Here is a 12,928-nt window from a genome sequence, read left to right on the forward strand (position 1 = left end):
CTTTGAACGAAAATCGCCTGCCAATTTGGGATGGCAGGCGATGGCTGTCGTTTCATTCTTCGGGTTAATCTGCCGTCAGCAGCGGAGGTTTGTCGCCCGGAATACGCGGCTGATCGGGGCCGAGGATTTCCAGATCCAGCTCGCCGTCCTTGACGGATACGCGGACCACACCGCCCTTGGCGAGTTTTCCGAACAGCAGTTCCTCGGCCAGTGGTTTCTTGATGTGCTCCTGAATAACCCGTCCCAACGGGCGGGCACCCATCTTGTCGTCATAACCCTTGTCGGCCAGCCATTCGGCTGCGTTGGGGGTCAGATCGATCGAGACGCCGCGATCCAAAAGCTGCGCCTCAAGCTGCAGGACGAACTTCTCGACCACCTGCAGGATGACCTCTTTCGGCAGCGGCGCGAACGATATCACCGCGTCCAGACGGTTGCGGAATTCCGGCGTGAACATGCGCTCGATTGCGGCGGTGTCCTCGCCCTCGCGGCGATCACGGGCAAAGCCGATGGCGGCCTTGGCCTGTTCCTGCGCGCCCGCGTTCGAGGTCATGATCAAGACCACGTTGCGGAAGTTCACCGTGCGGCCGTTGTGATCGGTCAGCTCACCGTGGTCCATCACCTGCAACAGGATGTTGAACACGTCCGGGTGCGCTTTCTCGATCTCGTCCAGCAGCAGGACGCAATGTGGATGCTGGTCGACGCCGTCGGTCAACAGACCGCCCTGGTCGAACCCGACATACCCCGGAGGCGCACCGATCAGACGGGAAACCGCGTGTTTCTCCATGTATTCGGACATGTCGAACCGCAGCAGTTCCACACCCAGCGTATCGGCCAGCTGTTTCGCAACCTCGGTTTTACCCACACCGGTCGGGCCGGCGAACAGGTAATTGCCGATTGGCTTTTCAGGCTCACGCAAACCCGCGCGTGCCAGTTTGATCGCGCTGGACAGCGCCTCGATGGCTACGTCCTGACCAAACACCACCCGTTTCAGCGAAGCTTCCAGGTCTTTGAGAACCTCGGCATCATCCTTGGTGACGTTCTTGGGCGGAATGCGGGCGATCTTGGCGACCACCGCTTCGATCTCTTTCACACCGATGGTCTTGCGGCGTTTGCTTTCCGCGACCAGATGCTGGGCCGCACCGGCCTCGTCGATCACGTCGATCGCCTTGTCGGGCAGTTTGCGGTCATTGATATAGCGCGCCGACAGTTCCACAGCGGTTTTGATCGCATCAGCGGTGTATTTGATCTCGTGATGCTTTTCGAAATAGGGTTTCAGACCGCGCAAAATCTTCACGCTGTCCTCGACCGAAGGCTCATTCACGTCGATTTTCTGGAACCGGCGGCTCAGCGCGCGGTCCTTCTCGAAATGCTGGCGGAACTCCTTGTACGTGGTCGAGCCCATGGTACGCAGCTTGCCGCCCTGCAGTGCAGGTTTCAGCAGGTTCGACGCGTCCATCGCGCCGCCTGAAGTGGCGCCGGCACCGATCACGGTGTGAATCTCGTCGATGAACAAGACCGCGTCAGGATGGTCTTCCAACTCGGTCACGACAGCCTTGAGACGCTCCTCGAAATCACCGCGGTATCGGGTTCCGGCCAGCAACGCACCCATGTCGAGCGAGTAGATCGTGGTGTTGGCCAGAACATCCGGCGCTTCACCCGCGACGATCTTATGAGCCAGACCTTCGGCGATGGCAGTTTTGCCCACACCCGGATCACCCACCAGCAGCGGGTTGTTCTTGCGGCGGCGGCAAAGCACCTGGATGCAGCGTTCGACCTCATCTGCGCGCCCGATCAGCGGATCGACATCTCCGGCCCGCGATTTGGCGTTCAGATCGATGCAATACTTGCCCAGCGCGCTTTCCTTTTGTTCGCCTTCACCCGCGCTAGACTGAACCTCTTCCTCAACCTGATCCGCGCCGGAAACGGGACGGTTTTCACCATACGCAGGATCCTTGGCCACGCCATGTGCGATGAAGTTAACCGCGTCATAGCGGGTCATGTCCTGCTCCTGCAGGAAATAGGCCGCGTTGCTTTCGCGTTCGGCGAAGATGGCGACCAGAACGTTGGCCCCGGTGACTTCGGTCCGGCCAGAGCTTTGAACGTGAATCGCCGCGCGCTGGATGACACGCTGGAAGGCTGCAGTCGGCACCGCCTCGGATCCGTCAATATCCGTCACCAGATTTGACAGATCCTCGTCGATGAACTCGACAAGGGTACTGCGCAACTCATCCAGATCGACGCTGCACGCCTTCATCACGCGCACCGCATCGGGTTCTTCCAGCAGCGCCAGCAGCAGATGCTCCAGCGTTGCGAATTCATGTCGCCGTTCGTTCGCCGCAGCCAGGGCCGCGTGAATGGCTTGTTCTAATGTGCTCGAGAATGAAGGCACGCGGGTGCTCCTCTGTCTTGGGTCAGAAGGGGGCGCGTTAAAGGTCGGATCCCCATCCCAACCATGTCCTCATACTATTAGAGTTTGGTTGATCGTGGCGCGGCTTCAAGGGTTTTCTTGCTCTTGACAGTCACATTTCGTGTGACCGTGACCGTGACGTGGGGCAAATAGGTCCTAAAACCGGTCTTTTCTAGCCCGAATTTCGGCAAATACTGATACAGGATCGGCATTTTCCATCCCCAGTTGAGTCTTGATCCCAGGATCCGTGGCCCGCAGAAACGGATTTGTGGCCTTCTCAAGCGCCAGAGTCGACGGAACGGTTGGCTCGCCGGCAGCCCTTGCACGGTCGATATCCTGCATGCGCTGCTGCAGCGCCGCGTTGTCCGGATCGACAGTGATCGCGAACTTTGCATTGGATTGTGTGTATTCGTGACCGGAACAGACGATCGTCTCGTCGGGCAGGGCGGCCAGTTTGCCAAGCGAAGCCCACATTTGCGCAGGTGTGCCTTCGAACAGACGGCCGCAGCCCAAGGCCATCAGGCTGTCTGCTGTGAACACAGCCGTGCTCTCCGGCATGTAAAACGCGATATGTCCGATCGTATGGCCCGAGACGTCCAGCACATGAACCGGTTCGCCGCCGATTTCGAAAGTATCGCCTTCGCGCACCTGCAAATCCAGATGCGGCAGGCGGTGGGCGTCAGCGGCGGCTCCGATCACTTTGGCAGAGTGATGTTCGAGGATTCCGGCCAGACCATCCACATGATCCCAGTGGTGATGGGTCAGCAGGACATGAGACAGTTTCCAGTTGCGGGCGTCAAGCGCGGCCAGGATCGGTCCAGGTTCAGGCGCATCGATCAATGCGGTCTGGCCACTGACCGCATCATGCGCCAGAAAGGCGTAATTGTCGCTGAGGCATGGGATGGTGACGATCTCAAGAGGCATGGCCTTTTGCCCTTTCGTTGCTAGACTGCCGACAGCTAAGCCGATTGACCGGGTGTCCGCAATGCATCTTGATGTGCAGGATCTGAGGAATTTCTACTACCGCAGCACTTTGGGACGTGCCGCGCAGGCGGCGATCCGTGGTCGAATGGTCGAGCTGTGGCCCGAGGCCAAGGGGCAGACTGTTGTCGGGTTTGGATTCGCCGTGCCCTTGCTGCGCCCCTATCTGAAGGATGCGCGGCGCGTGATCGGGCTGATGCCCGGCCCACAGGGTGTGATGCCCTGGCCTGCAGGAATGCCCAACGTCTCTGTCCTAACCGGAGAGACGCTTTGGCCCATCGAAACCGGTCACGTGGACAAGCTGGTGGTTATGCACGGTCTGGAAACCTCTGAGCGTCCGACCCAGTTGCTGGAGGAATGCTGGCGCGTGTTGGGGCCGGGGGGGCGTATCCTGTTTGTCGTGCCCAACAGGGCGGGTCTGTGGTCGCGGTCCGACCGGACACCGTTCGGGTTTGGTCGCCCGTATTCCGCATCGCAGCTGGAATCCCAGCTCAAGGCCCATCATTTCGTCCCGGAAACGCATTGCTCGGCTCTTTACATGCCGCCATCCTATCGACGGTTCTGGTTGAAATCCGGCAATCTGATCGAAAAGACAGGGCAACGTCTGCCGACAATTATGGCGGGTGGCGTTCTCATGGTCGAGGCGACCAAGCTTATCCGGCCGCCAAGTGGCACCGTGACCAAAGATGCGGTCAAACGCCCGATCAAAGCGCTGGACGGCCTGCTCAAGCCGGCCTGACAGAACGGGTGATGGACACCCATGTCTGGTGCCTAAATCTGAGGGAAATAGGCCACAGGAATCGCCAAAAGCTGCAATTTGGTAACATTTTTCACCCATTCAGACGTGTCCAAAGGGTCGCACTTTGCGTAAGTATATGAAATCAAACAATTTGTGGATAACATCGTAATCACTATACTATATTGCGAGGTTGGAACACCTCTGCTACATCCCCGGTGATTTTGATCCCCGCCCTACAAGGACGGGGTTTCTTCACGCCCCCGGGGTAGCTGCCGCACGCGAATTCGGGGCCCAAAATATCGGAAGGGTGGACGTGTCCGAACCAGCTTCGATTTCCACAGGCATCGCCGAGCGCTATGCCACCGCAATCTTCGAGATTGCCAAAGAGAATAATGACCTCGCAGGTCTGGAAACCGGCATCAATGATCTGGCAGCAGCTTTGGGCGAAAGCGCAGATTTGCGCGACCTGATCGCCTCGCCTCTGGTTTCCCGCGCCGAACAGGAAGGCGCAATCACCGCAATTGCCGCCAAGATGGGGCTGAACTCCATCCTGCAGAACACGCTGGGCCTGATGGCGCAAAAGCGTCGCCTGTTCGTTGTGCCGCAGCTGGTGCAGGTTCTGCGCGATATGCTGGCGGACGAGCGCGGCGAAGTGACCGCCGATGTCGCCTCGGCCAAGGCGCTGACCAAGACGCAAATGGAAAAACTGTCCAAAACGCTGTCCGAGCGTGTGGGCAAGACCGTGACAATCAATGCGACCGTTGATGAAAGCCTCATCGGCGGTCTTGTCGTTAAAGTGGGCTCGAAAATGATCGACAGTTCGATCCGTTCGAAGCTGAACTCCCTACAGAATGCAATGAAAGAGGTCGGATAAATGGGAATCCAAGCTGCAGAGATTTCTGCAATCCTGAAGGACCAGATCAAGAATTTTGGTCAGGAAGCCGAAGTGGCCGAGATCGGCCGCGTGCTGAGCGTCGGTGACGGGATTGCCCGTGTATACGGCCTGGACAATGTGCAAGCCGGTGAGATGGTCGAATTCCCCGGTGGCATCATGGGCATGGCGCTGAACCTGGAAAGCGACAACGTCGGTGTCGTTATCTTCGGTTCCGACCGTGACATCAAAGAAGGTGACACCGTCAAGCGCACCAACTCGATCGTTGACGTTCCGATCGGTGACGAACTGCTGGGTCGCGTTGTTGACGGTCTGGGCAACCCGCTGGACGGCAAAGGCCCGATCAACGCTTCCAAGCGCGGCGTTGCAGACGTGAAAGCCCCGGGCATCATCCCGCGTAAATCGGTGCACGAGCCGATGGCAACCGGTCTGAAATCGGTTGACGCGATGATCCCGATCGGCCGCGGCCAGCGGGAACTGATCATTGGTGACCGTCAGACCGGCAAAACCGCCGTTGCTCTGGACACCATCCTGAACCAGAAAGTCTACAACGACGCAGCAGGCGACGACGAGTCGAAGAAGCTGTATTGCGTTTACGTTGCGATCGGCCAAAAGCGTTCGACCGTTGCGCAGCTGGTGAAGAAACTGGAAGAATCCGGCGCCATCGAATACTCGATCGTTGTGGCCGCAACCGCGTCCGACCCGGCACCGATGCAGTTCCTGGCGCCTTACGCCGCGACCGCGATGGCCGAGTACTTCCGTGACAACGGCCGCCACGCGCTGATCATCTATGATGACCTGTCGAAACAGGCCGTGTCCTATCGTCAGATGTCGCTGCTGCTGCGCCGTCCGCCCGGACGTGAAGCCTATCCTGGTGACGTTTTCTACCTCCACTCCCGCCTGCTGGAACGTTCGGCGAAGCTGAACGAGGACTTCGGTGCAGGCTCGCTGACCGCTCTGCCGGTTATCGAAACTCAGGGTGGTGACGTTTCGGCGTTTATTCCGACCAACGTGATCTCGATCACCGACGGCCAGATCTTCCTGGAAACCGAATTGTTCTACCAGGGCATCCGTCCTGCCGTGAACACCGGTCTGTCGGTTTCGCGTGTGGGCTCGTCGGCCCAAACCAACGCGATGAAATCGGTCGCCGGTCCGGTTAAGCTGGAGCTGGCTCAGTACCGCGAAATGGCTGCGTTCGCGCAGTTCGGTTCCGACCTTGACGCCGCAACTCAGCAGCTGCTGAACCGTGGTGCGCGTCTGACCGAACTGATGAAACAGCCGCAGTACTCGCCGCTGACCAACGCGGAAATCGTCTGCGTCATCTTCGCAGGCACCAACGGCTACCTCGACAAGATCGACGTTTCGGATGTTGGCCGCTACGAGGCCGGTCTTCTGGCGCACCTGCGCGGCAAGCACGCCGACCTGCTGAAGTGGATCACCGACGAAGATCCGAAGGTCAAAGGCGACGCGTCCGACAAGATCAAGGCAGCGATCGACGAATACGCCGCAACCTTCGCTTGATAGGGGGTTCCGATGCCTAGTCTGAAGGACCTTAAAAACAGGATCGAGTCGGTCAAATCGACCCGCAAGATCACCAAGGCCATGCAGATGGTCGCGGCAGCAAAACTGCGCCGCGCCCAGGAATCTGCCGAAGCCTCGCGCCCCTATGCCGAGCGGTTCAATGCCGTGATGGCGGGGCTGGCGGCTTCGGTCGGGGGCAGCGACAGCGCCCCCAAGCTGCTCCGTGGTACGGGCAGTGATGATGTCCATCTGCTGGTTGTGATGACAGCTGAACGCGGCCTGTGTGGCGGCTTCAACTCGAACATCGCCAAGCTGGCCCGTCAAAAGGCGGAAGAGCTGCGCCTGAATGGCAAGACGGTCAAAGTTCTGACCGTCGGCAAGAAAGGCCGCGACGCGCTCAAGCGTGATTTTGGCGATCTGTTCGTTGGACATATCGACCTGAGCGAGGTCAAGCGTCTGGGGTATTCCAACGCGCAAGACATCGCCAAGGACGTCCTGTCTCGTTTCGACGGGGGAGAGTTCGACGTTGCCACGATCTTCTACTCGAAGTTCGTCAACGTTGTGACCCAGATCCCGACGGCACAGCAGGTCATCCCCGCCTCGTTCGAGGACGAAGCGGCAGGTGACGACAGCGGTGCCATTTTCGACTACGAGCCCAGCGAAGAGGCCATCCTGGCTGACTTGCTGCCCAAGGGGGTTGCGACCGCGATCTTCTCGGCTCTGCTCGAAAACGGAGCGTCCGAACAGGGTGCACGGATGTCCGCGATGGACAACGCGACACGTAACGCGGGTGAAATGATCGACAAGCTGACGATCCAGTTCAACCGCTCGCGTCAGGCCGTAATCACCAACGAGCTGATTGAAATTATTTCCGGCGCCGAAGCGCTGTAAGAAAACCGGAGACGAAACATGGCGAATGCAAAAGGCAAAGTCACACAGATCATCGGGGCCGTCGTCGACGTGCACTTCGACGATCAGCTGCCTGAAATTCTGAACGCGCTGGAAACCACCAACAACGGCAAGCGCCTGGTGTTGGAAGTTGCTCAGCACCTGGGTGAAAACACTGTCCGCACCATCGCGATGGACGCGACCGAAGGTCTGGTCCGTGGCGAAGAAGTGACCGACACCGGCGCACCGATCTCGGTTCCCGTCGGCAACGCTACTCTGGGCCGCATCCTAAACGTGGTCGGCGAGCCGATCGACGAAAAAGGCCCGGTTGAGGCGACAGAAGCCCGCGCGATCCACCAGCCCGCACCGACCTTTGCGGAACAGTCGACCGAATCCGAAGTTCTGGTCACCGGCATCAAGGTTGTTGACCTGCTGGCCCCCTACGCAAAGGGCGGTAAGATCGGCCTGTTCGGCGGCGCCGGCGTTGGTAAAACCGTTTTGATCATGGAACTGATCAACAACATCGCAAAAGTGCACTCGGGCTTCTCGGTGTTCGCGGGTGTTGGTGAACGGACCCGTGAAGGGAACGACCTGTACCACGAGATGATCGAATCGAACGTTATCAAGCCGGACAACCTGTCGGAATCGCAGGTGGCCCTGGTTTACGGTCAGATGAACGAACCTCCGGGAGCGCGTGCGCGTGTTGCTCTGACCGGTCTGACCCTGGCCGAGCAGTTCCGCGACCAGTCCGGTACCGACGTTCTGTTCTTCGTCGACAACATCTTCCGCTTCACGCAGGCGGGCTCCGAGGTTTCGGCTCTGCTGGGTCGTATTCCTTCGGCGGTGGGCTATCAGCCGACACTTGCGACCGACATGGGTGCCCTGCAGGAACGCATCACCTCGACCAAAGCTGGTTCGATCACCTCGGTTCAGGCGATCTACGTGCCTGCGGACGACCTTACCGACCCCGCGCCGGCAACTTCGTTTGCGCACCTGGACGCGACTACCGTTCTTAACCGTGCGATCTCGGAAAAGGGTATCTACCCTGCGGTTGACCCGCTCGACTCGACCTCGCGTCTGCTCGACCCGGCCATCGTTGGCGAAGAGCACTACAAGGTTGCGACCGACGTTCAGCAGATCCTCCAGCGCTACAAGTCGCTGCAGGACATCATCGCCATTCTCGGCATGGACGAACTGTCGGAAGAGGACAAGCTGACCGTGGCCCGTGCCCGTAAGATCGAACGCTTCCTGTCGCAGCCGTTCGACGTGGCCGAAGTCTTCACCGGTTCGCCTGGTGTTCAGGTTCCTCTGGATGTCACCATCTCGTCGTTCAAGGCCGTTGTGGCCGGCGAATACGATCACCTGCCCGAAGCGGCCTTCCTGATGGTCGGCGGCATCGAAGACGTGATCGCCAAGGCCGAGAAGATGGCTGCAGCGGCTGCCTAAGGAGAAACCCTGATGGCAAACACGATGCAATTCGACCTCGTCAGCCCGGAGCGGAGCCTTGCTTCGCTCGCGGTGACGGCGGTCCAGATTCCCGGCGCGGACGGGGACATGACGGCAATGCCCGATCATGCCCCCACCATCACCACACTGCGCCCCGGTCTGCTGAAGGTTGAGGCGCCCGAAGGGTCCAGCGAATATCTGGTCACCGGCGGGTTTGCCCAGATCAACGGTGACAGCTTGTCGGTTCTGGCCGAAAAGGCCATTCCGGTTTCAGAAGTGACCCGTGCGCATATCGACGATCTGATCGCCGAGGCCCGCGAGTCGCACGAAGCGGCAAAAGGTGGCGACGATCAGACCATCGTCGACGACGCGGCCAAACTGCTGGCCGACATGGAAGCGCTTGGAACGCATATGAGCCTGTAACGCGGGCTTGATCGCTTATGAATTAGAACGGCCTCGCGTTTGCGGGGCCGTTTTTTTGTCGTGCTTTTGCCCGAATGCCGGAATAAGTTGCGGGAATTCAAGAACAACGACGACAGAATGAAAACTTTTCAAACCCATCCGATTGGCATTGATCAAGGCGAGGCCCTGTTGTTTTCCGATTTTGCCAATGGCGGTGAAATGTGGACAGGCGAGGGGGCGCGGGAACGCCGGACAACCGTTGCATTCAGCCAACCGTTTCGCTCGGCACCGATGGTACAGATCGGCATTTCGCTGTGGGATGTGGACACGTCCTCGGCGCTGCGCGCCGAAATCAAGGCCGAGAACATTACGCCCGAAGGGTTCTGCGCCGTCTTCCGCACCTGGTCGGATACGCGCGTTGCCCGCATCCGCGCCTCGTGGACCGCGATTGGCGAGGTGCCGCACGAGGATGACTGGCATATATCCTGAGCGCTCCTTCAGAACGGAAGCCGCGCTCTTGTCGTCAACTGCTCACCTGAAGCCCGTTTCTTACGCGTCGGTGCCTTCGATCATGTCCACGCGTGTTGCGTGGCGGCCACCTTCGAACGCGGCCCCCAAAAACGCGTCCACGATATCCAGCGCCTGACCTTCGCCAATGACGCGCGCGCCCATGGACAGCATGTTGGCATCATTGTGCTGCCGGATCATCCGGGCTGAGAATGTGTCGGAACACACACCGCAGCGGATGCCAGGAACCTTGTTTGCCGCCATCATGATGCCCTGACCGGTGCCACACAACAGGATGCCAAGCGCACAATCGCCCGAAGCAACGCGCTCGGCAGCGGCCTTGCCATGCAGGGGGTAGTGCGTGCTCTCCGGAGTGGTCGGGCCGATATCCACGACCTCCCACCCGGCGTCTGCGATATGTGCGGCGATTGCCCGGCGCAGTTCGATGGCGGCATGGTCACTGGAAAGGACGACGCGTTTGTTGTCAGTCATGAAAAGGCTGTCCGTTCTGAGATGCGTGATTAGGAATGGCGCGCCTTTTCCGGGCGCCCCTTTCCGTTCAGTTCATCTGATACAGGGATTCGTAGATTGGTGTCAGTGTCTTGTCTTCGAACAGCGAAGAAACGCTTGTGCCGTTCCAGATGTTTAGGATCGCCTGGGTAAAGATCGGTGCCGTCGGGACGATCCGGATGTTCTTGGCCTTGGCGATTGCGTCGGTGGGCTGGATCGTGTCGGTCAGAACCAGCGACTTCATGACCGAGTTGGTCACACGTTCGACCGCCGGGCCGCTCATGACGCCGTGGGTGATGTACGAGTGAACCTCTTTCGCGCCGTTATCCAGCAGCACCTGCGCCGCTTTGCAAAGCGTACCGGCAGTGTCGCACATGTCGTCCACGATCAGGCAGATCTTGTCTTTGACGTCGCCGATTACTGTCATCTCGGCCACTTCACCGGCTTTCTCGCGGCGTTTGTCCACGATCGACAGGGGGGCGTTGATCCGTTTGGCCAGTTCGCGCGCACGGGCCACGCCGCCGACGTCGGGCGACACCACCATGATCTCATCCAGGCTGTCTTTGAACTGGTGCTTCACATCCAGGGCAAAGATCGGCGAGGCATAGAGGTTGTCCACCGGGATATCGAAGAAGCCCTGAATCTGGGCCGCGTGCAGGTCCATGGTCAGAACCCGCTCGATTCCGGCACCGGTCAGCATGTTGGCGACCAGCTTGGCAGAGATCGGCGTACGCGCCTTTGTGCGGCGGTCCTGACGGGCATAACCGAAATAGGGGATCACGGCAGTGATCCGCTGGGCCGACGACCGACGCAGGGCATCAGCGATGATCAGAAGCTCCATCAGGTTGTCATTGGCCGGGTTCGAGGTCGGCTGGATGATGAACATGTCCTCGCCGCGCACATTCTCGAACACCTCGACGAAGATCTCGCCATCGTTGAACCGTTCGACCCGCGCATCGACCAGCCCCTGATCGACGCCGCGGTAAAGGCTCATGCGGCGGGCTATGGTTTTGGCAAGCGGAAGGTTGGCGTTCCCAGCGATTAGCTTGGGTTCGTGAAGTGTCGGCATCGGCTGAGGTCCCCGGGCAGCAATGGCAATGTGACAGATTCGTGATGTTGACACCGCTTAGCATGGCCTTACCGTCCCGCAAAGGTAACGCAGCGGAGAAAGTGCACATGACCCAGATTGACTACTATTTTGCGACACTCTCGCCCTATTCCTATCTGGCCGGAACCCGGTTGGAGGAGATCGCGGCAAAGCACGGTGCGACGATCAACTACAAGCCGTTGGACATTATCGCACTGTTCTCGCGCACTGGTGGGGTTCCGCCGAAGGATCGGCACATCTCTCGCATCGAATACCGGGCCCAGGAATTGCTCCGCCAGTCCAGAAATCTGGGAATGGAATTCAACCTGCAACCCGCGCACTGGCCGACGAATATGGCCCCCTCATCCTACGCCGTGATCGCCGCCGTTCAGGACGGTTCCGGCGATGTCGGGCAGCTTTGCCATTCGATCCTGCGCGCCTGCTGGGCCGAGGAAAAGGACATCGCTCAGGATGGTGTGATACGCGATTGCCTGTCAAAGGCCGGGTTTGATCCCGGACTTGCCGACAGCGGCCTGCTTGTGGGTGCGGAAACCTACGCCGCCAATCTTGAAGAGGCCGTCGATCGCGGCGTGTTCGGCGCGCCCTTCTATATCACCCCGGATGACCAGAGGTTCTGGGGGCAGGACAGGCTGGACGATCTGGACCGGCACCTGTCGACGCTGAAGGCATGACAGGCCGTACCCTGCCGCAAGAAGTCTTTGTGCGAACACTGGGCAAGGGCGCGCACCAGATGCTCGCCCTGCACTGCACCATTGCCCATTCCGGCGCCTGGTCGGGCCTTGCAGCTGCGCTGAGCGCGCAGGCAAGCCTGATTGCGCCGGACATGCTGTCACACGGCCGCAGCCCCGATTGGGACGGGCGGGGCGACTTTTTTGACCGGATGACCGAACTGGCGGCCAGCCAGCTGCAAAAACCGATGGATGTGATCGGCCACTCCTTCGGTGCGATGATCGCGTTGCGCCTGGCGGTCGAACACCCCGACCTCGTGCGCCGCGCTATTCTGATTGAGCCGGTCTTTTTTGCCCTGGCAAAGCTGGACGCCCCGAACCTCTACGATCAGCATGAGCGAGATGCAGAACCGTTTGTCTCCGCGCTCGCCGCAGGCAACGCATCGCAGGCAGCCCGCCTGTTCAACCGCATGTGGAGCACACAGGACAGCCCCCGCTGGGCGGATCTGCCGGACCGTACCCGCGCCGCAATGATCCGCGGGGTGCATGTAGTCCCGGCCTCCAACAATGCCCTATACGAGGACGGTGCGGGCCTGTTGCAACCGGAAAAACTGGAACGCGCCCAGATGCCGGTCCGGATCCTCAGCGGATCGCTGACGCACCCGGTCATACCCGCAATATGCAACAGCCTGCAACGCCGTCTGCCTGCGGCAACCACCGAAATCATCCCGGGGGCAGGGCACATGCTGCCGATTTCCCATCCAAAAGAGACGGCGCGCAGCCTGTCGGAATTCTTCCGCATTCCGATGGCTTCTTCTGTCTGAATTTTCTGCGGCGGGGGCGACGCCCCCGACAACTG

13 protein-coding genes are annotated in these 12,928 nt (G+C 59.7%); 9 read left to right on the forward strand and 4 right to left on the reverse strand.

Features of this window, described 5'->3' with window-relative positions; translation table 11 throughout:
- Positions 1–64 precede the first annotated feature (64 nt).
- Positions 65–2,389, reverse strand: a complete 2,325-nt coding sequence (clpA, locus tag ACR3EQ_RS19065; RefSeq protein ID WP_170614773.1) for an ATP-dependent Clp protease ATP-binding subunit ClpA — start codon at positions 2,387–2,389, stop codon at positions 65–67.
- Between the two features lie 174 nt (positions 2,390–2,563).
- Complete coding sequence (gene gloB, locus ACR3EQ_RS19070) at positions 2,564–3,331, reverse strand: hydroxyacylglutathione hydrolase (protein ID WP_170614772.1); 768 nt, start codon at positions 3,329–3,331, stop codon at positions 2,564–2,566.
- Between the two features lie 61 nt (positions 3,332–3,392).
- Here gloB and ACR3EQ_RS19075 point away from each other — a divergent pair, with 61 nt between their 5' ends.
- From ACR3EQ_RS19075 to ACR3EQ_RS19105, 7 genes are all read left to right on the forward strand, one after another.
- The gene (locus tag ACR3EQ_RS19075) at positions 3,393–4,127 is read left to right on the forward strand and encodes a methyltransferase domain-containing protein (protein WP_170614771.1); all 735 of its coding nucleotides are present in this window, start codon (positions 3,393–3,395) and stop codon (positions 4,125–4,127) included.
- A 313-nt stretch (positions 4,128–4,440) separates the two neighbouring features.
- A complete protein-coding gene (locus ACR3EQ_RS19080) occupies positions 4,441–5,001 on the forward strand; it encodes a F0F1 ATP synthase subunit delta (protein ID WP_170614770.1) in 561 nt (186 codons plus the stop codon).
- Positions 5,002–6,540: a F0F1 ATP synthase subunit alpha gene (gene atpA, locus ACR3EQ_RS19085; protein WP_170614769.1), complete on the forward strand. Its 1,539-nt coding sequence runs from the start codon at positions 5,002–5,004 to the stop codon at positions 6,538–6,540.
- 12 nt (positions 6,541–6,552) lie between these two features.
- On the forward strand, positions 6,553–7,431 hold the full coding sequence (locus ACR3EQ_RS19090; RefSeq protein WP_170614768.1) for a F0F1 ATP synthase subunit gamma: 879 nt from the start codon (positions 6,553–6,555) through the stop codon (positions 7,429–7,431).
- 18 nt (positions 7,432–7,449) lie between these two features.
- Positions 7,450–8,874 carry a F0F1 ATP synthase subunit beta gene (atpD, locus tag ACR3EQ_RS19095; RefSeq protein WP_170614767.1) on the forward strand — a complete coding sequence of 475 codons (1,425 nt, stop codon included), beginning with the start codon at positions 7,450–7,452 and terminating at the stop codon, positions 8,872–8,874.
- A gap of 12 nt (positions 8,875–8,886) precedes the next feature.
- A complete protein-coding gene (locus tag ACR3EQ_RS19100; protein WP_170817178.1) occupies positions 8,887–9,297 on the forward strand; it encodes a F0F1 ATP synthase subunit epsilon in 411 nt (136 codons plus the stop codon).
- Between the two features lie 117 nt (positions 9,298–9,414).
- Positions 9,415–9,765, forward strand: coding sequence for an H-type lectin domain-containing protein (locus tag ACR3EQ_RS19105; RefSeq protein WP_170614765.1), 351 nt, complete (start codon positions 9,415–9,417; stop codon positions 9,763–9,765).
- A 60-nt stretch (positions 9,766–9,825) separates the two neighbouring features.
- Here the strand turns inward: ACR3EQ_RS19105 and rpiB are convergent, their stop codons facing one another.
- On the reverse strand, positions 9,826–10,275 hold the full coding sequence (rpiB, locus tag ACR3EQ_RS19110; protein ID WP_321254484.1) for a ribose 5-phosphate isomerase B: 450 nt from the start codon (positions 10,273–10,275) through the stop codon (positions 9,826–9,828).
- Positions 10,276–10,342: 67 nt separating this feature from the next.
- Positions 10,343–11,362 (reverse strand): ribose-phosphate pyrophosphokinase, encoded by a 1,020-nt coding sequence (locus ACR3EQ_RS19115; protein WP_170614763.1) that lies wholly within the window; start codon positions 11,360–11,362, stop codon positions 10,343–10,345.
- A 107-nt stretch (positions 11,363–11,469) separates the two neighbouring features.
- Between ACR3EQ_RS19115 and ACR3EQ_RS19120 the strand changes: the two genes are divergently transcribed.
- Positions 11,470–12,072 (forward strand): DsbA family protein, encoded by a 603-nt coding sequence (locus tag ACR3EQ_RS19120; protein WP_480491608.1) that lies wholly within the window; start codon positions 11,470–11,472, stop codon positions 12,070–12,072.
- Entirely contained in the window at positions 12,069–12,893 is an 825-nt protein-coding gene (locus tag ACR3EQ_RS19125; protein WP_480491610.1) for an alpha/beta fold hydrolase, read from the forward strand. Before ACR3EQ_RS19120 ends, ACR3EQ_RS19125 begins: the two co-directional genes overlap by 4 nt.
- Positions 12,894–12,928 lie beyond the last annotated feature (35 nt).

Source organism: Ruegeria sp. AN11 (assembly GCF_056536005.1).